Source organism: Pseudomonas sp. LH21 (genome assembly GCF_036549575.1).
Taxonomy (GTDB): Bacteria; Pseudomonadota; Gammaproteobacteria; order Pseudomonadales; family Pseudomonadaceae; genus Aquipseudomonas; species Aquipseudomonas peradeniyensis.
Genome location: NZ_CP144367.1, coordinates 5,845,680 through 5,867,187 on the forward strand (window position 1 = coordinate 5,845,680; position 21,508 = coordinate 5,867,187).

A 21,508-nucleotide genomic window follows, 5' to 3' on the forward strand; every position below is an offset into this window, starting at 1 on the left:
TCGTGCGGCCACCTTTGTTACATCGGAGACACACAGTGGAAGCACTGCAGCAGAAGATTCGCGAAGAAGGCATCGTGCTTTCCGACCAGGTACTCAAAGTCGATGCGTTTCTCAACCACCAGATCGACCCTGCGCTGATGCAGCTGATCGGTGACGAGTTCGCCCGCCTGTTCGCCGATTCGGGCGTGACCAAGATCGTCACCATCGAAGCCTCCGGCATCGCCCCGGCGGTGATGACCGGCCTGAAGCTCGGCGTACCGGTGATCTTCGCCCGCAAGCACCAGTCGCTGACCCTGACCGAGAACCTGCTGACTGCCTCGGTGTACTCCTTCACCAAGCAGACCGAGAACACCGTGGCCATCTCGCCGCGCCATCTCAACAGCAGCGACCGCGTGCTGGTGATCGACGACTTCCTGGCCAACGGCAAGGCGTCCCAGGCACTGATCTCGATCATCAAGCAGGCCGGCGCCACCGTGGCGGGCCTGGGCATCGTCATCGAGAAGTCGTTCCAGGGCGGCCGTGCCGAGCTGGACAGCCAGGGCTACCGCGTCGAATCGCTGGCCCGGGTCAAGTCGCTGGAAGGCGGCGTGGTCACCTTCATCGAGTAAAGCCTTGCCCTTACCCTGTAGGAGCGGCCTTGTGCCGCGAAAGGGGCGCGTAGCGGCCCCAGGATTTCAGCGTTCATGCATAGATCGCCGGGCCGCTTTGCGGCCCTTTCGCGGCACAAGGCCGCTCCTACAGGGGCCAGTCGCCTGTAACCCCGCCAGCAGCAACCGCTGATACAACTCCTCCTTCAAACCCTGCGGGTCATCCAGCTTCATCCGCGCCAACTGTGCCGCATACCCCTCGGGCCCTGGCGCATCCAACGCCGCCTTGCCCAGCTCCAAGACCTCGCTCAGCTTGAACTTGCTCTTCAACCAGTTCAGCGCCCGCAACAGATCCCGCTCCTCTGCCGTGAAATCAGTCCCCAGCGGATACTCAGGGAACAGCCGTGCATGCCGTGCCCGGATTGTCTCGAGCCGCTCAGGCGTATTGTCCATGAACCGCGCATCCAGCTGGAAGTCCTTGGCCAGCTTGCCCGCCGCCTTGGCCTGCTCCATAAGCTCGGGCTGAAAACGTGAGTCACTGATCGCCAGCAACCGTGCGATCACCTCGCTGTCGGTCTGCCCACGCAGGTCGGCGATGCCGTACTCGGTGATCACGATGTCCCGCAGGTGCCGGGGGATGGTGCAATGGCCGTAGGTCCAGTAAAGGTTCGAGGTGACCTCGCCCCCGGCCTCGCGCCAGCTGCGCAGCAACAGGATCGAGCGACCGCCCTCCAGCGCATGCCCCTGGGCGACGAAGTTGTATTGCCCGCCCACGCCGCTGAGTACCCGGCCATCCTCGAGCTGGTCGGCAACCCCCGCGCCCAGCAGGGTCATGCCGAACACCGTGTTGACGAAGCGTGCATCCCGACGCTGGCGACGCTTGCGCGCCTCCTGGCCATAGAGTTCGTTGATGAAGCTGATGGCGCTCATGGCGAACCGGGCGCGCTGTTCCAACGGCATCTCGCGCAGGCGCTGGTAGAACGCCCGTGGCCCGAGGAAGAACCCGCCATGGATCAGCACCCCCTGCTCGTCGGCAGGGCGGCGCACGACCCCGGCGTCGGCCAGCGCCAGCAGGCCATTGACGAACATCTCGCTGCAGCCGTACAGCCCCTGGCCGAAGGTATCCAGCCCCCCTTCCCGCTCGATCAGCGCCTGCCATGGGCCGATGTCCAGCTCATCGAGCAGCGCACGATAGCCCTCGTTGTCGCCCTGGCGCGCCAGCAGTGCCGCCGTTATCGCATCGCCCATGGCACCGATGCCGATCTGCAGGGTGCCGCCGTCGCGCACCAGGGCGCTGGCATGCAGGCCGATGCAATGGTCTTGGGTGTTCACCGGCATGTTCGGCGTGGAGAACAGCCGACGTTGTTCGGGCTGGTCGATCAGTAGGTCGAACTGCTCCAGACCCAGCTCCGCGTCTCCGGGCATGTAGGGCAGTTCGTCGTGGATCTGGCCGAGCACCAGGATGGTCTCACCGGCGGCGCGGCGCCGGGCGATCATCGGCAGCAGGTCGAGGGTGATGTCGGGATTGCAGGCCAGGCTCAGGTGGTCGGGCCGTTCAGGCGTGGCCGCCACCAGTTGCGCAACCAGGTTCAGGCCTTTGGCGTTGATGTCGCGGGCGGCGTGGCTGTAGTTGCTGCTGACGTAGTCCTGCTGCGCCGCGTCGCTGTGCAGCAGGCTGCCGGGCTGCATGAAAAACTGCTCGACGCGGATGTTTGGCGGGAGTCGGTCGGCACGCAGGTCGGCCAGGTAGGTGAGCTCTTCGTAGTCGGCGAACACACGCTCGATGAAGGGTTCGATAAAGCGCCGTTGCAAGCCATCGCCCAGAGATGGACGGCCTAACGACAGGGCGGTGTAGATGGTCAACCGACGCTCAGGCAGCTCGCTCACCCGGGCATACAGGGCATTGACGAAAGCATTGGGCTTGCCCAGGCCCAAAGGAAGGCCCATATGGATATGGGCAGGAAGGCGTGACAGGGTCTGCTCGACAGCCTGGTCAATGGAGCAGAGGTACATCTCGGCCTCCTGAGTCGTCCGTAGGTTCAGGGGTTGGACAGTGGTCCATGCGGGCTGGTTGCGTGGTTCGACCTCATCCCGGTCGAATGCTCAATTATATACCACGCCTCCCAGGGGCCGTTGTAGGTACTCAATGGATGGCTCAGATTTTTTGAAAACTTGAGACCTGAATATTTTCCAAACTCTACATACTTAGCGTTGAAATGCATGGGCCCTACAATTTCTTTCTGCACGACAAGAAGGTCCAATGCAGGCTCGAGGAATACCAATACACCTGAAGGGTACTGCGTATAATGCACTCCAGGTACAAGGATTTCAGGTTGCTCCGTAAACACCCCGTAGACATAGCCTCCATCACTGGAGTTTCTAGCGTAGTGCAAGGCCTTTTCAAAGTCTGGTGTAGTATAGAATCCAGGGCCATTAGCTTGCCGTTCTGAAAACTCCAACGACACCCCATTTCTCAATGAGTGCTCATTTGCTTTATCGCTGCCATGTAACGAAATCAACTTAAGTGACAATGAACTCTGGCTTGCAAGCGAAGCACCCAGCACATCTGGTGCTTTCTGGAAAAATCGTCTGAAGGCACCAGAAAAGTAACGTTCTTTGGAGTGACCACTTGGGTCGCTATAGTTTACTGGATCCCCCAGGCAGTATGCATATGCATTCAAACCACCCCGTGCAAATGGGCTTAGGGAGTCTGGGCTACAGAAGCGCATCAGCAGTGGATTAAATGCACGATAGCCATTACCCAAAAGATAATTTCCGGTTATCGGCTCTAATCGCTCCCCATTAAAACCGAGGGTAATCTTCAGCTCGAAATGGTAGCCATAAGGTGAATAGGCAAAGCGCTGCAGCGAACCGTCGAGGTTGACTTTAGTCAGAGTCGATCGCTGTTGAGCCACCACCAACAAAGCACTCGTTCTCTTGTCGCTCAGCATGGCGCACCCTCTGCCACGGTTGGGTGCATCATTATCATGACCATGCCTGAAACAGAGTACTGGTAAAAATATCAGGTACCGGCCTATAAAACCGGAGTTGCAAAAAACAAAGCCCACCAAAATAGGCGGGCCTCGTGTATTGCATCTATGGCTTACAGCCCGGACATCTTCTTGATCGCACCCTTCAGGTCTTCATCCGAGCAATCGGCGCAGGTGCCCTTCGGCGGCATGGCGTTGATGCCGGTGATGGCCTTGGCCAGGATGCCATCGAGGCCGCCCTGGTGATCGGCGCGTTCTTTCCACGCCGCGGTGTCGCCGATTTTCGGCGCGTTCAGCAAGCCGGTGCCATGGCAGGCGTTGCAGTGCTTGGCGATGATCTCGTCCGGTGTCTTGGCACCGCCGCCGCCGGCAGTGGCGGCCACTTCCATGCCCTTGCATTCCTGGCCCTGGACGCACACCTGGCCGACCGGCTCGAGGCGCTTGGCGATGTCGTCGTTGGTTGCAGCGGTTGCGCTCATTGCCCAAAGGGCGAATACGGCTGCTGGTACGGCCAGCATCTTCTTGATTTGGTTCACGCGAACACCCTCATGGTGGCTAATCACGCCCGCGGCCACGGAATTGCGAGCGTTGAAAAGTATAGCGGGAACCCGGAAGGCGTGAAACGACCACACTCAGGGAAAGGGTATTGGCGAATCAATGCACTGCGCTGGATCAAAAGTTCGACGGGGTCGCCGCACTGATCAAGCGCGCCGGTTCCTCGAACGGGTTGCGAAAGCGGTGTGGACGGGTGCTTTCGAAGTAGTAGCTGTCACCGGCTTCGAGAATGAAGATCTCGGTGCCGACCACCAGCTCCAGGCGCCCTTCGAGCAGGATGCCGGTCTCTTCACCGTCGTGGGTGAGCATTTCCGCGCCAGTGTCGGCGCCCGGCGGATAGACCTCGGTGAGGAAGGCGATGGCCCGGTTGGGGTGCGACTTGCCGACCAGCTTCATGGTCACCGCGCCGTCGGAGATGTCGATCAGCTCGTGGGCCTTGTAGACGATCTGGGTCGGGCTCTCAGGCGCCAACTCCACCGAGAAGAACTCGACCATGGACATGGGGATGCCGCTGAGCACCTTGCGCAGGGAGCTGATCGACGGGCTCACGCTGTTCTTCTCGATCATCGAGATGGTGCTGTTGGTCACCCCCGCGCGCTTGGCGAGTTCACGCTGGGACAGGCCCTTGAGCTTGCGGATGGCTTGCAGTCGTTCGCCGACGTCCAAAGCTGGAGCCTCCTGAATCGGTCGAGATGGGGGTAGTGTGAACGATATGATGGCAATGCCGTTCAGTATTTACAACACACAGCCCCGCAGCCTGTCCGCTTCAGCGCCTTATTCGCCGATATAGTCCAGTGGCACGCGCTTGAGATTGCAGAAGATCTGGTACGGAATGGTCCCGGCCTGCATCGCCACGTCGCTGGCCAGGACTTGCTTGCCCCACAGCTCCACCGGGCTGCCGACAGTGGCCTCGGGCACTTCGGTGAGGTCGACGCAGAGCATGTCCATCGACACTCGGCCGATCAGCTGGGTGCGCTTGCCGGCCACCACCACCGGGGTGCCGGTGGGCGCCTGGCGTGGGTAGCCGTCGGCATAGCCCATGGCAACCACGCCCACGCGGGTCGGGCGCGGGCTGACGAACTTGGCGCCGTAGCCCACCGGCTCGCCGGCCGGCAGCTCGCGCACGCTGATGATCCGCGATTGCAGGGTCATCACCGGCTGCAGGCGGGCCGCTTCGGCCTGCGCCACCTCGAACGGCGTGGCGCCATAGAGCATGATGCCCGGGCGCACCCAGTCGCTCTTGATGCTCGGCCAGCCCAGCACCGCCGGGGAGTTGCGCAGGCTGCACTCGGCGGCCAGGCCCTGGCGCGCGGCCTCGAACACGGCGACCTGCTGCTCGGTGGCGGCGGCATCGAGTTCGTCGGCGCGGGCGAAGTGGCTCATCAGCACGATGCGCGACACCTTGCCACTGGCCAGCAGGCGTTGGTAGGCGTCGTGGTAATCCTTGGGGTGCACGCCGACGCGGTGCATGCCGGTGTCCATCTTCAGCCAGATGGTCAGCGGCTTGCGCACCGAGGTCTGCTCGAGCGCTTCCAGCTGCCACAGCGAATGCACCACGCACCACAGGTCGTGCTCGGCGATCAGCGCCAGCTCGCTGGCCTCGAAGAAGCCTTCGAGCAGCAGCACCGGTGCCTTGATGCCCGCCGCGCGCAGCTCCAGGGCTTCCTCGATGCAGGCCACGGCAAAACCGTCGGCCTCGGTCTCGAGCGCCAGGGCGCAACGCACCGCGCCATGACCATAGGCGTCGGCCTTGACCACGGCCAGGGCCTTGGCGCCGGTCAGCTCACGGGCCAGGCGGTAGTTGTGACGGAGGGCTTGGAGGTCGATCAGGGCACGGGCGGGACGCATGGCGGCAGCCTTCTGGCAGTTCTGGTTATCGATAAAGCCCCGGCGCGGCAGATGGGGGTAGGTACCCACCGCGCCGGGGTGAGGGAACAGGTGAATCGGTGTGGGCTTTTTCGCGGGTAAACCCGCTCCCACAGGGGACTGCACAAAACCTGTGGGAGCGGGTTTACCCGCGAAAGGGCCGGCGCAGACGCCCGCTTACTGGTGCGCAGGCGCCGGCTGGCCATGCTTGGCGATCTCGCGGCTGTTGCCATAACGCGAGATGTCCAGGCCTTCGGCACTGATCTGCGGCTTCTTGCGCGCGATCAGGTCCGCCAGCAGGCGACCGGAACCGCAGGCCATGGTCCAGCCCAGGGTGCCGTGACCGGTGTTGAGGAACAGGTTACGGAACTTGGTCGCACCGACGATCGGGGTGCCATCCGGGGTGGCCGGGCGCAGGCCGGTCCAGAAGCTCGCCTGGCTCAGGTCGCCGCCGCGAGGATAAAGGTCGTTGACGATCATCTCCAGCGTTTCGCGTCGACGCGGGTTCAGCGACAGGTCAAAACCGGCGATCTCGGCCATGCCGCCGACACGGATGCGGTCGTCGAAACGGGTGATGGCGACCTTGTAGGTCTCGTCGAGGATGGTCGAGGTCGGCGCCATGTCGCCATTGGTGATCGGCACGGTCAGCGAGTAGCCCTTGAGCGGGTAGACCGGGGCCTTGATGCCCAAAGGCTTGAGCAGTTGCGGCGAGTAGCTGCCCAGGGCCAGCACGTAGCGGTCGGCGGTTTCCAGCTTGCCGTCGATCCACACGCCGTTGATGCGGTCGCCGGCGACGTCCAGGCGCTGGATGTCCTGGCCGAAGCGGAACTCGACGCCCAGCTTGATGGCCATGTCGGCGAGCTTGGTGGTGAACAGCTGGCAGTCGCCGGTCTGGTCGTTGGGCAGGCGCAGGGCACCGGCGAGGATATCCTTCACCCCGGCCAGGGCCGGCTCGACGCGGGCGATGCCGTCGCGGTCGAGCAGCTCGTAGGGCACGCCGGACTGTTCCAGCACGGCGATGTCCTTGGCCGCGGCGTCGACCTGGGCCTGGGTGCGGAACAGCTGGGTGGTGCCCAGGCTGCGGTTTTCGTAGGCAATGCCGGTTTCGGCGCGCAGCTCGTCGAGGCAGTCGCGGCTGTACTCGGACAGGCGCACCATGCGCTCCTTGTTCACCGCGTAGCGGCTGGCGGTGCAGTTGCGCAGCATCTGCGCCATCCACAGGTACTGGTCGACGTCGCCGGTCAGCTTGATGGCCAGGGGCGCGTGGCGCTCCAGCAGCCACTTGATGGCCTTGAGCGGCACGCCCGGGGCGGCCCAGGGCGAGGCATAGCCGGGCGAGATCTGGCCTGCGTTGGCGAAGCTGGTTTCCATGGCCACCGCCGGCTGGCGATCGACCACCGTGACCTCGAAACCTTGCCGGGCCAGATAGTAGGCACTGGCGGTACCGATCACACCGCTACCAAGTACCAGAACTCGCATTGTTGTATCCCTCGCACGCGGCTCGCCGCAGTCTTTTGTTGAAATGGCATGGATGCGCGCAGTATATGAATCTCCGACCAGTGCTATTCACTATATAAGCAGCTATATTTGGCGAGAATTCTCGGCAAAATCGCCTTTCACGGAGGGGCATCCCCTATGAGAACCCAGCACCAGAGCAAACGTGAACTGGACAAGATCGACCGCAACATCCTGCGGATCCTGCAGAATGACGGGCGTATTTCCTTCACCGAACTGGGCGAGAAGGTCGGGCTGTCCACCACCCCTTGCACCGAGCGCGTGCGGCGCCTGGAGCGCGAGGGGATCATCATGGGCTACAACGCCCGGCTCAATCCGCAGCACCTGAAGGGCAGCCTGCTGGTGTTCGTCGAGATCAGCCTGGACTACAAGTCCGGCGACACCTTCGAGGAGTTCCGCCGCGCCGTGCTCAAGCTGCCCCATGTGCTGGAATGCCACCTGGTGTCGGGCGACTTCGACTACCTGGTGAAGGCGCGGATCTCGGAGATGGCCTCGTACCGCAAGCTGCTCGGCGACATCCTGCTCAAGCTGCCCCACGTACGCGAGTCGAAGAGCTATATCGTGATGGAAGAGGTAAAAGAGAGCCTGTGCCTGCCGATCCCGGACTGAGGCTTCAGACCAGCACCTGACGGGTCGTGGCGATGAACTGGTGGACCAGTTGCTCGGCCGCGGGCTCGATGGGTTGCGCCGGCCCTCGACCACGGGGGCAGGCCAGGCGCGGGGTGGTGCCGAACAGGCGGCAGATCATCGGGCGCTCTGCATAGACCGTGCAGCCGTTCGGCCCAAGGTGCACGCAGTCCAGGCGCTCCAGGGCGGCGTCCTGCTCGGCCTGGGTCTTGCGCGGCAGGCGGGCCATCTCCTCGGCGGACGTGGTGACCGGGCCGCAGCAATCGTGACAGCCGGGCTCGCACTCGAACGAGGGAATGAGTTCGCGCAGGAAGTGGATCTTGTGGCGGTTGCAGGACATGACCAAGGACAGTGCGATGAATGAGGTTGAATTATAAGCCCAATCGCGGGGCAAGCCCGCTCCCACGCTTACGTACTGGCGTGGGAGCGGCGGTGCGCCGATGCGACTTGCCCCGCGATTGGGCAGTTGCCTATCCTCCCCCTTTCGTCTCAACCCAGGAATCGCCCCATGGTCCACAGCGCGCAGCACGCCGCCTCCTACTACGCCGCCAGCAGCGCGCCACACCCAGACCATCCGTTCCTGCAAGGCGAGCACAGCGCTGACGTATGCATTGTCGGCGGCGGCTACTCGGGCCTGAACACCGCCATCGAACTGGCCGAGCGCGGTTTCTCGGTGATCCTCCTGGAAGCCCGCAAGCTTGGCTGGGGCGCCAGCGGCCGCAACGGTGGCCAGCTTATCCGTGGCGTCGGCCACGGCCTCGAGCAGTTTCTCCCGGTGATCGGTGAAGAAGGCGTGCGCAGCCTGAAGCTGATGGGCCTGGAAGCCGTGGAAATCGTCCGCGACCGCGTCGAGCGCCATGGCATCGACTGCGACCTGACCTGGGGCTACTGCGACCTGGCCAACAAACCCGCCGAACTGGAAGGCTTCGCCGAGGACGCCGAGGAACTGCGCAGCCTGGGTTATCGTCACGAACTGCGCCTGGTGCAGCCCGGCGACATGCACTCGGTGGTGGGTTCCGAGCGCTATGTCGGTGGCCTGGTCGACATGGGTTCGGGCCACCTGCACCCGCTCAACCTGGCACTCGGCGAAGCCGCCGTGGCCAGCCGCCTGGGCGTCGGCCTGTACGAGCAGTCTGAAGTGACCCGCATCGAGTATGGCCCCGAGGTGAAGGTACACACCGCCCAGGGCCGGGTGCGCGCCAAGACCCTGGTGCTGTGCTGCAACGCCTACCACAACGACCTCAACCGCGAGCTGGGCGGAAAGGTGCTGCCCGCTGGCAGCTACATCATCGCCACCGAGCCCCTGGGCGAAGAACGCGCCCGCCAGCTGCTGCCGCAGAACATGGCGGTGTGCGACCAGCGCGTGGCGCTGGACTACTACCGCCTGTCTGCTGACCAGCGTCTGCTGTTCGGCGGCGCCTGCCACTACTCCGGGCGCGACCCGCAGGACATCGCCGCCTACATGCGGCCGAAGATGCTCAAGGTGTTCCCGCAACTGGCCGATGTGCGCATCGACTACCAGTGGGGCGGCATGATCGGCATCGGCGCCAACCGCCTGCCGCAGATCGGCCGTCTGGCCTGCCAGCCCAACGTCTACTATGCCCAGGCCTATTCCGGTCATGGACTCAACGCCACCCACCTGGCCGGGCGCCTGCTCGGCGAGGCCATCAGCGGCCAGCAGGCTGGTCGTTTCGATCTGTTCGCCAAGGTGCCACACACCACCTTCCCCGGCGGCAAGCTGCTGCGCTCGCCGCTGCTGGCACTGGGGATGCTCTGGTATCGGCTCAAGGAACTGGTTTGAGTCGAATTCAGCACACCCCTGTAGGAGCGGCCTTGTGCCGCGAAAGGGCCGCAGCGCGGCCCCAGGGTCTCGAATCAGACTGAAGATTGCCGGGGCTGCTGTGCAGCCCTTTCCGGCCGGTCCGACGCCTCGGCAAGGCCGCACCTACAGGAGATCGGCTCAATCCTTCCAGAAGGGTTTGCGCCCTTCCTGTCGCGCCTGTTCCCAGGTCAGTCCGATATCGCGCAACTGCCGATCATCCAGTTGCAACAGCGCCTTTCGGGTCCGCCAGCGATGCAGCATCAGGCCCCAACGACTCAGGCCGGCCGGCGCATTGAAGACCTTGGGCCGCTGCCCAGCCTCGAGCTCATCAGGCAACAGTTGCAAGCGCACATCGCTCAAGCCACCCATCACTGCGTTCTCCCATCAGTTGATACCGTGGAGAAAGCATGCACCCTCGTGCCCTCGACAATACAGGCTCAACGGAGGCTTATTATTCCCATACAGAATTGGCAAAAAGTCAGTTGAATGAAGTATTTTCCAACAATCTGTATCGGTCATCGACCCGCAAACGCGTAGGAGTATGCCGTGACGCTCTACCTCAACCTCGCCGAACTGCTCGGCTCGCGTATCGAGCAAGGCCTCTACCGCCCCGGCCAGCGCCTGCCCTCGGTGCGCGCCCTGAGCGTCGAGCACGGCGTGAGCCTGAGCACCGTCCAGCAGGCCTACCGCCTGCTGGAGGACAACGGCCTGGTATCGCCTCGGCCCAAGTCCGGCTATTTCGTCGCCGAGGATCGCCAGCTCCCGGCCCTGCCCGACATCAGTCGCCCCGCCCAGCGGCCTGTGGATATCTCCCAGTGGGAACAGGTGCTGGAACTGGTCCGCGCCACCCCGCGCCCGGATGTGATCCAGCTCGGTCGCGGCATGCCCGACGTCGACAGCCCCACGCTCAAGCCACTGTTGCGCAGCCTGGCGCAGATCAGCCGACGCATGGACATGCCTGGCCTGTATTACGACAACATCCACGGCAACGCCCAGCTGCGCGAGCAGATCGCCAGGCTGATGCTCGACTCCGGCTGCCGCCTGGGCCCGGCCGACCTGGTGGTGACCACTGGCTGCCACGAAGCGCTGTCGTGCAGCATTCGCGCGGTGTGCCAGCCCGGCGACATCGTCGCGGTCGATTCGCCCAGCTTCCACGGCGCCATGCAGACACTGAAGGGCCTGGGCATGAAAGCCCTGGAGATCCCCACCGACCCGATCACCGGCATCAGCCTGGAGGCCCTGGAGCTGGCCCTTGAACAGTGGCCGATCAAGCTCATCCAGATCACCCCAAGCTGCAACAACCCGATGGGCTACATCATGCCCGAGGCACGCAAGAAGGCCCTGCTGACCCTCGCCCAGCGCTACGACGTGGCGATCCTCGAGGACGATGTGTATGGCGATCTGGCGTACACCTACCCACGCCCGCGCACCATCAAGTCGTTCGACGACGATGGCCGCGTGCTGCTCTGCAGTTCGTTCTCCAAGACCCTGGCCCCGGGCCTGCGGGTCGGCTGGGTAGCCCCTGGGCGCTACCTGGAGCGGGTGCTGCACATGAAGTACATCAGCACCGGCAGCACCGCCTGCCAACCGCAGCTGGCGATTGCCGACTTCATCGCCGAAGGCCACTACCAGCCGCACCTGCGGCGCATGCGCAGCCAGTACCAGCGCGGCCGCGACCAGATGTGCGACTGGGTGACCCGCCACTTCCCGCCGGGCACCCGCGCCAGCCGCCCGCAGGGTGGCTTTATGCTGTGGGTTGAATTGCCGGAAAGTTTCGATACGCTGCGCCTGAACCGCGCTTTACTGGAGCAGGGCGTGCAGATTGCCGTGGGCAGCATCTTCTCGGCCTCGGGCAAGTACCGCAACTGCCTGCGCATGAACTTCGCCGCCCGGCCCACGGCGCAGATCGAAGCCGCCGTGCGCAAGGTCGGTGAAACCGCCCTTCGTCTACTGGAGGCCGAGCACGGCGACGGGTAACGTTGCGCCGCCTGCCGTTGTCCAACCCCATAAGCCCTTGCTGCACAGGACGATCCACCCTTGAGACTCCAGCGAGCCTTGCCTCTGCTGTTGATACTGCTGCTCGGCCTGACGGGTTGTGCCAGCGTCGGCACGCCCCGTGAAGTCAGCCAGGCCCTGCCGGCCGGCGACTCGGCGTTCGGCCGCTCAGTGCAGCGCCAGGCCGCGCCCTATGAAGGACGCTCAGGCTTCCGCCTGCTGCCCAACAGCAACGAGGCGTTCCGCGCCCGCGCCGAGCTGATCCGCAACGCCCGGACAAGCATCGACCTGCAGTACTACATCGTCCATGACGGCCTCAGTACCCGCGCCCTGGTCCACGAACTGCTGCGCGCTGCCGACCGCGGCGTACGCGTGCGCATCCTGCTCGACGACACCACCAGCGATGGCCTGGACAGCCTGATGGGCACCCTCGCCGCCCACCCGAACATCCACATCCGTGTGTTCAACCCGCTGCACCTGGGGCGCAGCACCGGCGTCACCCGCGCCGTGGGGCGGCTGTTCAACCTGTCGCGCCAGCACCGGCGCATGCACAACAAGCTGTTCCTGGTGGACAACAGCATGGCTATCGTCGGCGGTCGCAACCTGGGCGACGAGTACTTCGACGCCGAGCCCAATCTCAACTTCACCGACATCGACCTGCTCGGCGTGGGCCCGGTGGCCGAGCAGCTCGGCCACAGTTTCGACCAGTACTGGAACAGCGCCCTGAGCCGCCCCATCAGCGACTTCCTCTGGCGCCAGCCCGATGCCGACGACCTGTTCGCCAGCCGCCAGCGCCTGGAGGTGTCGCTGGCCGAGGCGCGGGTCGAGCGCAAGGCGCTGTACGACCGCCTGATGGCCTACCAGTCGCAGCCGCGCCTGGACGTATGGCGCAACGAGCTGATCTGGGCCCACAGCCAAGCCTTGTGGGATGCCCCAAGCAAGGTGCTGGCGGACGACGAGCCGGATCCACGATTGCTGATGAGCCGACAGTTGGCTCCGGAACTGAACGGTGTGCACAAGGAACTGATCCTGGTCTCGGCCTACTTTGTCCCGGGCGAACCGGGGCTGCTGTACCTGACCAGCCGCGCCGACGCCGGCACCTCGGTGAAACTGCTGACCAACGCCCTTGAAGCCACCGACGTACCTGCCGTGCACGGTGGCTACGCGCCCTACCGCCGCGCCCTGCTCGAGCATGGCGTGCAACTCTACGAGCTGCGCCGCCAGCCCGGCGCCCCTCGGCCACGCCTGGGCTTGCATGGCAGCTCCGATTCGAGCCTGCACAGCAAGGCCATGGTGTTCGACCGGCGCAAGACCTTCATCGGTTCGTTCAACTTCGACCCGCGCTCGGTACTGTGGAACACCGAGGTCGGGGTGCTGGTGGACAGCCCGGAGCTGGCCGAATACACCCGCGACCTGGCCGTGCAGGGCATGGCTCCGGCGCTGAGCTACGAGGTGAAGCTGGTGGACGGGAAACTGGTCTGGGCGACCGAGGACAACGGCCAGCGGCATGTGCTGGTGACCGAGCCCGGAGGGATATGGCGACGCTTCAATGCCTGGATCAGCAAGGCGGTCGGGCTGGAGAAGATGTTGTAGAACGCATCGCGGGGCAAGCCCGCTCCCACGCCGGTCGTGGGAGCGGGCTTGCCCCCGCGACTACCATCGATCAGGCCGACGCCGGCTCGAAGGCATCCCGCCGCCGGGTCAGCAGCACCAACCCCGCCGCCCCCACCGCCATCAGCAACGGCAGCGCATGCCCGCTGATCCACTGGCTCCCCGCCCCGGCCAGCAACGGCCCAAGCAGGCAACCGATGCCCCACAGCTGCGCCACATGGGCATTGGCCCGCACCAGCTCATCATCCCGGTAGCGTTCGCCAATCAGCACCAGCGACAGGGTGAACAAGCCACCCGCACTGGCACCGAACAGCACCCACAGCGGCCAGATCACCGGTGTGTGCAACAGCAAGGGGATCGCCAGGCTGGAAACCAGCAAGGTCAGCGCGCAGCCACTGAACAACGTGCGCCGCGACATGCGGTCGGCCAGGGCGCCAATCGGCAATTGCAGAACCGCGTCACCCACCACCACGGTGCTGACCATGAACAACGCCACCTCCGTGGTGAACCCTTGCTGCAGGCAGTACACCGGCAGCAACGTCAGGATCATCGCCTCGAACGCCGCGAACAGCGCGATGGCCCAGGCGATCACCGGCAATCGTCGGCAGAAGCCGAACAGGTCACTGAAGGTCACGCTGCACGCCTCGGTGGTCGGCGCCCCTCCCCGACCCAGCAAAATCAAAGGCGCAACCAGCAGCAGGCCGGTCGCGGCCCAGAAACCGAAGTCGTCGTCCGAGCCGAGGAAACCCAGCACCAGCGGCCCGGCCAGCTGGCTCAGGGCATAGCTGCTGCCATACAGCGCCACCAGCCGCCCGCGCCACTGCTCGACCACCAGTTGGTTGATCCAGCTTTCGCCGAGGATGAACACCACGGTCAGCGACATGCCGATCATCAGGCGCAGCAGCAGCCACAAGGGGTAGCTGGGCAGCAGCGCCACCAGGGCAATGGATACCGCGCCGCCCCACAAGCACAGGCGCATGGCCGCAGGCACGCCGACCCAACCGGCCAGACGACTGGCTACCGCGGCCCCCACCAGCACGCCCAGCGCCGGCATCGCCGCCATCACGCCGATGGCGAACCCGCCGTAGCCCCAGCCCTCCAGGCGCAAGGACACCAGCGGCATGCTCACGCCGAGGGCAAGCCCGACACTGAGCACCGACGCCAGCACGGCAAAGTAGGTTCCCCAACGCATAGTGGCCTCCGGGTAATAAATCTGGCAAAAAGCATCGCGGGGCAAGCCCGCTCCCACGACTGACGTGGGAGCGGGCTTGCCCCGCGAAAAGGCGCTACCTGATTACAGCTTGATCCAGGTCGCCTTCAGCTCGGTGTACTTCTCCAGGGCGTGCAGCGACTTGTCACGGCCGTTGCCCGACTGCTTGAAGCCACCAAACGGCGCGGTCATGTCGCCGCCGTCGTACTGGTTGACCCAGACGCTGCCGGCGCGCACGGCACGGGCAGTCTTGTGGGCCTTGGAGATGTCCGCGGTCCAGATGCCGGCGGCCAGGCCATACGGCGTGTCGTTGGCGATGGCGATGGCTTCCTCGGCGGTGTCGAAGGTGATCACCGACAGCACCGGGCCGAAGATCTCTTCCTTGGCGATCTTCATGGCGTTGGTCACGCCGTCGAAGATGGTCGGCTCGACATAGGTGCCACCGGTCTCTTCGAGGATGCGCTTGCCACCGGCCAGCAGCTTGGCGCCGTCCTGGTGACCGGCGTCGATGTACGACAGCACGGTGTTCATCTGCTGGGTGTCGACCAGCGCGCCGACGGTGGTCGCCGGATCCAGCGGGTTGCCTGGCTTCCAGGCCTTGAGGGCCTCGACCACCATGGGCAGGAACTTGTCCTTGATCGAGCGCTCGACCAGCAGGCGCGAACCCGCGGTGCAGACCTCGCCCTGGTTGAAGGCGATGGCGCTGGCGGCGGCCTCGGCGGCGGCCTGCAGGTCAGGGGCGTCGGCGAAGACGATGTTCGGGCTCTTGCCGCCGGCTTCCAGCCAGACGCGCTTCATGTTCGACTCGCCCGCGTAGACCATCAACTGCTTGGCGATCTTGGTGGAGCCGGTGAACACCAGGGTATCGACATCCATGTGCAGGGCCAGGGCCTTGCCCACGGTGTGGCCGTAGCCTGGCAGCACGTTCAGCACGCCCGCCGGGATACCGGCCTCGATGGCCAGCTGGGCGATGCGGATGGCGGTCAGCGGCGACTTTTCCGACGGTTTCAGGACGATGGAGTTACCAGTGGCCAGGGCCGGGCCCAGCTTCCAGCAGGCCATCAGCAGCGGGAAGTTCCACGGTACGATGGCACCGACCACGCCTACTGGCTCGCGGGTCACCAGGCCCAACTGATCGTGCGGGGTCGGGGCGACTTCGTCGTAGACTTTGTCGATGGCTTCGGCAGTCCAGTGGATGGCCTGGGCTGCACCCGGAATGTCGATGGAGGAGGAGTCACCGATCGGCTTGCCCATGTCGAGGGTTTCGAGCAGGGCCAGTTCCTCGACGTGCTTGCGCAGCAGGTCGGCGAAGCGGATCAGCTTGGCCTTGCGCTTGGCCGGGGCCAGGCGCGACCAGACGCCGGATTCGAACACGGCGCGGGCGTTGTCGACGGCGCGGTTGGCGTCGGCCAGGTCGCAGCTGGCGACCTTGGCCAGGAAGCGTCCGTCCACCGGGCTCAGGCAGTCGAAGGTTTCACCGGATGCGGCATCGGTGTATTCGCCGTTGATGAAGGCGCGGCCTTCGATCTTCAGTTGCTGGGCACGCTGTTCCCAGTCCGCACGAGTCAGGGTGGTCATAGGAAACTCCTCTCTTGTTAAGGTGCAACGCCGCACTGAGGACTCACGGGCGCTGTCAGAAATTCTGGCCGGGCGACGAACGCACACCGGCATCCGACACCCTAAACCAGGGCGGACAAACTATCAATATATTTGACACGAATGGCCTAAACGCCTACTGATGTGCATTTTATTAAACAACAACAGGGTAATCACCATGAGCATCGCCAGTATCGTCGACTTTGCCCAGGTTCTCACCGAGGCCGAACGCTACCGCCCGGCGGCGGAGAAAATCCTCAAGGGCGAGCCTGACCAGGCTGTCTACAACCACTATTCCAGCCCTTGCGGCCAGTTCGCCGCCGGCGTCTGGGAGGGCGAGGTGGGCCAGTGGACGGTGAGCTATACCGAACACGAGTACTGCGAGATCGTCCAGGGCGTGTCGGTGCTGCGCGACCAGGAAGGCAACGCCAAGACCCTGCGTGCCGGTGATCGGTTCGTCATTCCGGCCGGCTTCAAGGGCACCTGGGAAGTGCTGGAGCCCTGCCGCAAGATCTATGTGCTGTTCGAGCAAAAGTAACCTTGTGGGAGCGGGCTAGCCCCGCGACTGCTGATTCGCAGGCATAAAAAAACCCGCCACCTTGCGGTAGCGGGTTTTTTCAGGTCGCCGATCAATTACTTGATCTTGGCTTCCTTGTACACCACGTGCTTGCGGACGACCGGATCGTATTTCTTGATCTCGATCTTGTCCGGAGTGGTGCGCTTGTTCTTGTCGGTGGTGTAGAAGTGGCCGGTGCCGGCACTCGAAACCAGACGGATCAATTCACGCATGACGTTCTCCTTAGAACTTTTCGCCGCGAGCGCGCAGCTCGGCCAGCACTACGTCGATACCACGCTTGTCAATGACGCGCATGCCTTTGGCGGATACGCGCAGACGCACGAAACGCTTCTCGGACTCAACCCAGAAACGGTGGTGCTGCAGGTTCGGCAGGAAACGACGACGGGTTTTGTTGTTTGCGTGGGAAATGTTGTTCCCGGTTACTGGACCCTTACCAGTAACTTGACAGACTCTCGACATGACTCAGCCCTCTAAAACCACATGCCCAACCCGGCATGGGTTGGCCGCTTAATCTCTCAGTCTTTGGCGCCAGGCGCCGTGATTCTGGAGGTCTTATCGACCGTATCCGCTGACGCGACAGGCCGAGCCCCTAGAAAAGAGCGCTGCTTTATACCAGAAAGACTCTGCCACAACAACAGAAGATGAGTATTCCGGTCGGGCCGAGCGCGCCCGGGCAGCATAACGACTGGGGCGGGAAGCTGTCGACCGCCCGTCGCCGAATTAATGCGAAAGGGTGTGGTCATTTGCCCATGTCCGCACTAGGGTAGGACATTTCCTGAATTTTCCAGACTGCACCGGCAGATGGGCCACCGACCAGCCAAGGAGTCACCATGCGTGCCGCCGCCCTATCCCTCCTGTTCACCACCCTGTGCGCCGCCGGCCTGGCCCAGGCCGCACCGCTGTCGGTGTGCACCGAAGCCAGCCCGGAGGGCTTCGACGTGGTGCAGTACAACTCGCTGACCACCACCAATGCGTCGGCCGATGTGCTGATGAACCGCCTGGTCGAGTTCGACGCCGGCCTCGGCAAGGTGGTGCCGAGCCTGGCCGAAAGCTGGACGGTGTCGGCCGATGGCCTGATCTACGACTTCAAGCTGCGCCAGGGCGTGCAGTTCCACACCACGGCGTACTTCAAGCCGAGCCGCGAGCTGGACGCCGACGACGTGCTGTTCAGCTTCCAGCGCATGCTCTACCCGGCCCACGCCTGGCACAAGACCGCCCCGGGCGGCTACCCGCACGCCCAGTCGCTGCAGCTGGGCAGCCTGATCAAGGCGATCGACGCACCCGACCCGCACACCGTGCGCTTCACCCTGACCCACGCCGACGCCACCTTCCTGGCCACCCTGAGCATGGGCTTCGCCTCGATCTACTCCGCCGAGTACGCCGACAAGCTGCTCAAGGCCGGCACCCCGGACAAGCTCAACAGCCAGCCGGTGGGGACCGGGCCGTTCGTCTTCCAGCGCTTCCAGAAAGACGCCGTGGTGCGCTTGCGCGCCAACCCCGAGTACTTCGCCGGCAAGCCGTCCGTCGACCCGCTGATCTACGCCATCACCCCGGACGCCAACGTGCGCCTGCAGAAGCTCAAGCGCGGCGAGTGCCAGGTGGCCCTGTCGCCCAAGCCACTGGACATCGCCGAGGCCGGCAAGGACGGCAACCTGAAAGTGGTGACCACACCGGCGTTCATGACCGCCTTCGTCGCCATCAACAGCCAGCACCCGCCACTGGACAAACCCGAGGTACGCCAGGCGATCAACCTGGCCTTCGACAAGGCCGCCTACCTGAAGGCGGTGTTCGAAGACACCGCCACCGCCGCCAACGGCCCCTATCCGCCGAACACCTGGAGCTACGCCAAGGACCTGCCCGGCTATGCCCTGGACCAGAAGAAGGCAAAGGCGCTGCTGGCCAAGGCCGGCCTGGCCAAGGGCTTCGAAACCACGATCTGGACCCGACCGGCGGGCAGCCTGCTCAACCCCAACCCCAGCCTCGGCGCGCAGATGCTCCAGGCGGACCTGGCCAAGGTCGGCATCAAGGCCGAGATCCGCACCATCGAATGGGGCGAGCTGATCCGCCGCGCCAAGGCCGGCGAGCACGACCTGCTGTTCATGGGCTGGGCCGGCGACAACGGCGATCCGGACAACTTCCTCAGCCCGCAATTTGCCTGCGCGGCGGTCAAGTCCGGGACCAACTTCGCGCGCTTCTGCGACAGCCGCCTGGACCAGTTGATCAATGCCGGGCGCACCACCAACGACCAGAGCGTGCGCAGCCGCCTGTACCAGCAGGCGCAGACGCTGATCCAGCAGCAGGCGCTGTGGCTGCCACTGGCGCATCCGACGGCGGCGGCGCTGCTGCACAAAGGGGTCGAGGGTTATCAGGTGAGTCCGTTCGGGCGGCAGGATTTCAGCAAGATCGCCGTCAGCCGTTGACGTATGCGCAACCTGAACCGACCCCTTCGCGGGTAAACCCGCTCCCACAGGTAACGCGCAAATCCTGTGGGAGCGGGTTTACCCGCGAAAGGGCCGGTGCAGCTTGCCCACGACTAACCTGCCAACCACCCATGCTCGAGCATCGACAACGGCTCGCCATCGCCGACGATGACATGGTCCATCACCCGCACATCGATTAGCGCCAGCGAGCGCTTGAGCATCAACGTCAGATGCACGTCATCCTGGCTCGGCTCGCAATTGCCCGACGGATGGTTATGACAGAGGATCAGCGCCGCCGCGTTGTGCAGCAAGGACCGGCGCACGACCTCGCGGGGATAGATGCTCGCGCGGTCGATGGTGCCGCGGAACAGAATCTCGAACGCCAACGGTCGGTGCTTGGTGTCCAGAAATAGGCAGCCAAACACCTCGCTGGACTCGTGCCGCAGCATTGACTTGAGATAGCGCCGCACCGAGGCCGGACTCTCCAGGACCGACGCACGCTCGATGTGTTCGTCCAGATAGCGCCTGCCGATCTCCAACAACGCCTGCAACTGCGCATACCGCACCGGCCCCAGGCCTGGCTCGCGCAGCACCTTGGCGCGGTCCGCCTCGAGGAACTGCCGAAGCCCGCCGAACTTCGCCAACAGGCCACGGGCGAGATCGAGCACATTGCGCCCGGCAACCCCCGAGCCCAGCAGCACGGCCAGCAACTCCGCGTCCGAAAGGACCGACGCGCCCCGTTGCAACAGCTTTTCTCTCGGCCGCTCCTCAGCCGGCCACTCCCTGATGTTCATTTCCCCTCCTCGCCTGCCACTACGGCCCTTTTGGGCGCTGTGTTAATCTAGTTCGCTTCGAAAATGCGACGATCTGCCGCAGGCAGCTATCGTCGCCGCCCGCTTTCACTGGAATAAGGCAAGGCCTATGCAGCGGTTGTATCGCAAGCGCATCGTTCTCGGCGTGGGTGGCGGCATCGCCGCCTACAAGAGCGCCGAGCTGATTCGCCGACTCCTGGAACACGGCGCGCAGGTGCGCGTGGTCATGACCCGTGGTGGCGCCGAGTTCATCACCCCGCTCACGCTGCAGGCGCTGTCCGGCCACCCGGTGCACATGGACCTGCTCGACCCCGCCGCCGAAGCAGCCATGGGCCATATCGAGCTGGCCAAATGGGCCGACCTGGTGCTGATCGCCCCGGCCACCGCCGACCTGATGGCGCGCATGGCCCAGGGCATGGCCGACGACCTGCTGACCACCCTGGTGCTGGCCACCGACGCCACCGTGGCCGTCGCCCCGGCGATGAACCAGGCCATGTGGCGCGACCCGGCCACCCAGGCCAACCTCGAGCTGCTCAAAAGTCGCGGCATCCAGGTGTTCGGCCCGGCCTCCGGCAGCCAGGCCTGTGGCGACGTCGGCCTGGGCCGCATGCTCGAGGCCACGGACCTGGCCTGGTGCGCCGCCGAGAGCTTCAAGCGCCAGGCCCTGACCGGCAAGCACGTACTGATTACCGCCGGGCCGACCCAAGAAAACATCGACCCGGTGCGCTACATCACCAACCATAGTTCAGGGAAGATGGGCTTCGCCCTGGCCGAGGCCGCCGCCGAAGCCGGGGCCCGGGTGACCCTCGTCACCGGCCCCGTGCACCTGCAGACGCCCGACCGGGTCAGCCGCATCGACGTGGTCAGCGCGCGGGACATGCTCGCGGCCTGCGAGGCGGCCATGCCCTGCGACCTGTTCATCGCCTCGGCCGCGGTCGCGGACTACCGCCCGGAAGTCGTCGCCCCACAGAAGCTCAAGAAGGATCCCACCACAGGCGACGGCATGCTGCTGCAGATGGTGCGCAATCCCGATATCCTTGCGACCATTGCCGGCCGGCCTGATCGCCCGTTCAGCGTGGGCTTCGCCGCCGAGACCGAGCACCTGCTCGACTACGCCACGCGCAAGCTCAAGGACAAGAACCTCGACCTGATCGTCGCCAATGATGTGGCCAACCCCAGCATCGGCTTCAACAGCGAGGAGAACGCCCTGACCGTGATCGACCGCCAGCAGCACCAGACCCTCTTCGCGCAGACCAGCAAGGGCAAGATCGCCCGCCAGCTGGTTGCCTTCATCGCCGAACGGCTCAACCAGGTTCAATAAGTTA

The 21,508-nt window shown here is 64.4% G+C and carries 21 protein-coding genes; 8 read left to right on the forward strand and 13 right to left on the reverse strand.

Features of this window, described 5'->3' with window-relative positions:
* Positions 1-35: 35 nt before the first annotated feature.
* Positions 36-608 (forward strand): xanthine phosphoribosyltransferase, encoded by a 573-nt coding sequence (locus VUG52_RS26515; RefSeq protein ID WP_011536381.1) that lies wholly within the window; start codon positions 36-38, stop codon positions 606-608.
* A 66-nt stretch (positions 609-674) separates the two neighbouring features.
* On the opposite strand, the gene VUG52_RS26520 is transcribed toward VUG52_RS26515, so the two are convergent.
* The 6 genes from VUG52_RS26520 to dadA all read right to left on the reverse strand — a co-directional run bounded on the left by VUG52_RS26520 (position 675) and on the right by dadA (position 7,477).
* Positions 675-2,600, reverse strand: coding sequence for an acetyl-CoA hydrolase/transferase C-terminal domain-containing protein (locus tag VUG52_RS26520; RefSeq protein ID WP_442964599.1), 1,926 nt, complete (start codon positions 2,598-2,600; stop codon positions 675-677).
* A 26-nt stretch (positions 2,601-2,626) separates the two neighbouring features.
* On the reverse strand, positions 2,627-3,538 hold the full coding sequence (locus VUG52_RS26525; RefSeq protein ID WP_331832277.1) for an RHS repeat-associated core domain-containing protein: 912 nt from the start codon (positions 3,536-3,538) through the stop codon (positions 2,627-2,629).
* A 152-nt stretch (positions 3,539-3,690) separates the two neighbouring features.
* The gene (locus VUG52_RS26530) at positions 3,691-4,095 is read right to left on the reverse strand and encodes a c-type cytochrome (RefSeq protein WP_036985953.1); all 405 of its coding nucleotides are present in this window, start codon (positions 4,093-4,095) and stop codon (positions 3,691-3,693) included.
* Between the two features lie 154 nt (positions 4,096-4,249).
* The gene (locus VUG52_RS26535; protein ID WP_023629132.1) at positions 4,250-4,798 is read right to left on the reverse strand and encodes a cupin domain-containing protein; all 549 of its coding nucleotides are present in this window, start codon (positions 4,796-4,798) and stop codon (positions 4,250-4,252) included.
* 108 nt (positions 4,799-4,906) lie between these two features.
* On the reverse strand, positions 4,907-5,980 hold the full coding sequence (gene alr / locus VUG52_RS26540; RefSeq protein WP_331832278.1) for an alanine racemase: 1,074 nt from the start codon (positions 5,978-5,980) through the stop codon (positions 4,907-4,909).
* A 195-nt stretch (positions 5,981-6,175) separates the two neighbouring features.
* Positions 6,176-7,477, reverse strand: a complete 1,302-nt coding sequence (gene dadA / locus VUG52_RS26545) for a D-amino acid dehydrogenase (protein ID WP_050707513.1) — start codon at positions 7,475-7,477, stop codon at positions 6,176-6,178.
* A 156-nt stretch (positions 7,478-7,633) separates the two neighbouring features.
* Here dadA and dadR point away from each other — a divergent pair, with 156 nt between their 5' ends.
* Positions 7,634-8,122 carry a transcriptional regulator DadR gene (gene dadR, locus VUG52_RS26550; RefSeq protein ID WP_003258963.1) on the forward strand — a complete coding sequence of 163 codons (489 nt, stop codon included), beginning with the start codon at positions 7,634-7,636 and terminating at the stop codon, positions 8,120-8,122.
* 4 nt (positions 8,123-8,126) lie between these two features.
* On the opposite strand, the gene VUG52_RS26555 is transcribed toward dadR, so the two are convergent.
* Positions 8,127-8,480 (reverse strand): YkgJ family cysteine cluster protein, encoded by a 354-nt coding sequence (locus VUG52_RS26555; RefSeq protein WP_050707514.1) that lies wholly within the window; start codon positions 8,478-8,480, stop codon positions 8,127-8,129.
* Between the two features lie 168 nt (positions 8,481-8,648).
* Between VUG52_RS26555 and VUG52_RS26560 the strand changes: the two genes are divergently transcribed.
* Complete coding sequence (locus VUG52_RS26560) at positions 8,649-9,941, forward strand: NAD(P)/FAD-dependent oxidoreductase (protein ID WP_050707515.1); 1,293 nt, start codon at positions 8,649-8,651, stop codon at positions 9,939-9,941.
* Positions 9,942-10,100: 159 nt separating this feature from the next.
* On the opposite strand, the gene VUG52_RS26565 is transcribed toward VUG52_RS26560, so the two are convergent.
* Entirely contained in the window at positions 10,101-10,331 is a 231-nt protein-coding gene (locus tag VUG52_RS26565) for a DUF1127 domain-containing protein (RefSeq protein ID WP_050707516.1), read from the reverse strand.
* 177 nt (positions 10,332-10,508) lie between these two features.
* On the opposite strand from VUG52_RS26565, the gene VUG52_RS26570 reads away from it, so the two are divergent.
* Both VUG52_RS26570 and VUG52_RS26575 read left to right on the forward strand, forming a co-directional pair.
* Positions 10,509-11,939 (forward strand): aminotransferase-like domain-containing protein, encoded by a 1,431-nt coding sequence (locus VUG52_RS26570; RefSeq protein WP_050707517.1) that lies wholly within the window; start codon positions 10,509-10,511, stop codon positions 11,937-11,939.
* Between the two features lie 60 nt (positions 11,940-11,999).
* Complete coding sequence (locus VUG52_RS26575; RefSeq protein WP_050707518.1) at positions 12,000-13,550, forward strand: phospholipase D family protein; 1,551 nt, start codon at positions 12,000-12,002, stop codon at positions 13,548-13,550.
* A 70-nt stretch (positions 13,551-13,620) separates the two neighbouring features.
* On the opposite strand, the gene VUG52_RS26580 is transcribed toward VUG52_RS26575, so the two are convergent.
* Positions 13,621-14,760 (reverse strand): MFS transporter, encoded by a 1,140-nt coding sequence (locus VUG52_RS26580; protein ID WP_186712304.1) that lies wholly within the window; start codon positions 14,758-14,760, stop codon positions 13,621-13,623.
* Between the two features lie 102 nt (positions 14,761-14,862).
* Positions 14,863-16,356, reverse strand: a complete 1,494-nt coding sequence (locus tag VUG52_RS26585) for an aldehyde dehydrogenase (RefSeq protein ID WP_050707520.1) — start codon at positions 16,354-16,356, stop codon at positions 14,863-14,865.
* Positions 16,357-16,552: 196 nt separating this feature from the next.
* Between VUG52_RS26585 and VUG52_RS26590 the strand changes: the two genes are divergently transcribed.
* Positions 16,553-16,912 carry a cupin domain-containing protein gene (locus tag VUG52_RS26590; RefSeq protein ID WP_050707521.1) on the forward strand — a complete coding sequence of 120 codons (360 nt, stop codon included), beginning with the start codon at positions 16,553-16,555 and terminating at the stop codon, positions 16,910-16,912.
* Between the two features lie 95 nt (positions 16,913-17,007).
* Here VUG52_RS26590 and rpmG read toward each other — a convergent pair whose 3' ends face one another.
* Together rpmG and rpmB are read right to left on the reverse strand one after the other, a co-directional pair.
* A complete protein-coding gene (gene rpmG, locus VUG52_RS26595) occupies positions 17,008-17,163 on the reverse strand; it encodes a 50S ribosomal protein L33 (RefSeq protein ID WP_003253507.1) in 156 nt (51 codons plus the stop codon).
* 10 nt (positions 17,164-17,173) lie between these two features.
* Entirely contained in the window at positions 17,174-17,410 is a 237-nt protein-coding gene (rpmB, locus tag VUG52_RS26600; protein WP_003258972.1) for a 50S ribosomal protein L28, read from the reverse strand.
* 371 nt (positions 17,411-17,781) lie between these two features.
* Between rpmB and VUG52_RS26605 the strand changes: the two genes are divergently transcribed.
* The gene (locus VUG52_RS26605) at positions 17,782-19,371 is read left to right on the forward strand and encodes an ABC transporter substrate-binding protein (RefSeq protein WP_331832283.1); all 1,590 of its coding nucleotides are present in this window, start codon (positions 17,782-17,784) and stop codon (positions 19,369-19,371) included.
* A 113-nt stretch (positions 19,372-19,484) separates the two neighbouring features.
* Here the strand turns inward: VUG52_RS26605 and radC are convergent, their stop codons facing one another.
* On the reverse strand, positions 19,485-20,165 hold the full coding sequence (gene radC, locus VUG52_RS26610) for a RadC family protein (RefSeq protein ID WP_050707523.1): 681 nt from the start codon (positions 20,163-20,165) through the stop codon (positions 19,485-19,487).
* A 127-nt stretch (positions 20,166-20,292) separates the two neighbouring features.
* Between radC and coaBC the strand changes: the two genes are divergently transcribed.
* Positions 20,293-21,504 (forward strand): bifunctional phosphopantothenoylcysteine decarboxylase/phosphopantothenate--cysteine ligase CoaBC, encoded by a 1,212-nt coding sequence (gene coaBC / locus VUG52_RS26615; protein ID WP_050707524.1) that lies wholly within the window; start codon positions 20,293-20,295, stop codon positions 21,502-21,504.
* Positions 21,505-21,508: the final 4 nt, after the last annotated feature.

Coding starts and splice junctions, on each gene's coding strand:
- coaBC (WP_050707524.1), top strand. CDS start 20,293: ATGCAGCGGTTGTATCGCAAGCGCATCGTTCTCGGCGTGGGTGGCGGC.
- alr (WP_331832278.1), bottom strand. CDS start 5,980: ATGCGTCCCGCCCGTGCCCTGATCGACCTCCAAGCCCTCCGTCACAAC.
- dadA (WP_050707513.1), bottom strand. CDS start 7,477: ATGCGAGTTCTGGTACTTGGTAGCGGTGTGATCGGTACCGCCAGTGCC.
- VUG52_RS26585 (WP_050707520.1), bottom strand. CDS start 16,356: ATGACCACCCTGACTCGTGCGGACTGGGAACAGCGTGCCCAGCAACTG.
- VUG52_RS26520 (WP_442964599.1), bottom strand. CDS start 2,600: ATGTACCTCTGCTCCATTGACCAGGCTGTCGAGCAGACCCTGTCACGC.
- VUG52_RS26525 (WP_331832277.1), bottom strand. CDS start 3,538: ATGCTGAGCGACAAGAGAACGAGTGCTTTGTTGGTGGTGGCTCAACAG.
- VUG52_RS26605 (WP_331832283.1), top strand. CDS start 17,782: ATGCGTGCCGCCGCCCTATCCCTCCTGTTCACCACCCTGTGCGCCGCC.
- dadR (WP_003258963.1), top strand. CDS start 7,634: ATGAGAACCCAGCACCAGAGCAAACGTGAACTGGACAAGATCGACCGC.
- VUG52_RS26530 (WP_036985953.1), bottom strand. CDS start 4,095: ATGCTGGCCGTACCAGCAGCCGTATTCGCCCTTTGGGCAATGAGCGCA.
- VUG52_RS26580 (WP_186712304.1), bottom strand. CDS start 14,760: ATGCGTTGGGGAACCTACTTTGCCGTGCTGGCGTCGGTGCTCAGTGTC.
- VUG52_RS26590 (WP_050707521.1), top strand. CDS start 16,553: ATGAGCATCGCCAGTATCGTCGACTTTGCCCAGGTTCTCACCGAGGCC.
- VUG52_RS26555 (WP_050707514.1), bottom strand. CDS start 8,480: ATGTCCTGCAACCGCCACAAGATCCACTTCCTGCGCGAACTCATTCCC.
- radC (WP_050707523.1), bottom strand. CDS start 20,165: ATGAACATCAGGGAGTGGCCGGCTGAGGAGCGGCCGAGAGAAAAGCTG.
- VUG52_RS26565 (WP_050707516.1), bottom strand. CDS start 10,331: ATGGGTGGCTTGAGCGATGTGCGCTTGCAACTGTTGCCTGATGAGCTC.
- rpmB (WP_003258972.1), bottom strand. CDS start 17,410: ATGTCGAGAGTCTGTCAAGTTACTGGTAAGGGTCCAGTAACCGGGAAC.
- VUG52_RS26560 (WP_050707515.1), top strand. CDS start 8,649: ATGGTCCACAGCGCGCAGCACGCCGCCTCCTACTACGCCGCCAGCAGC.
- rpmG (WP_003253507.1), bottom strand. CDS start 17,163: ATGCGTGAATTGATCCGTCTGGTTTCGAGTGCCGGCACCGGCCACTTC.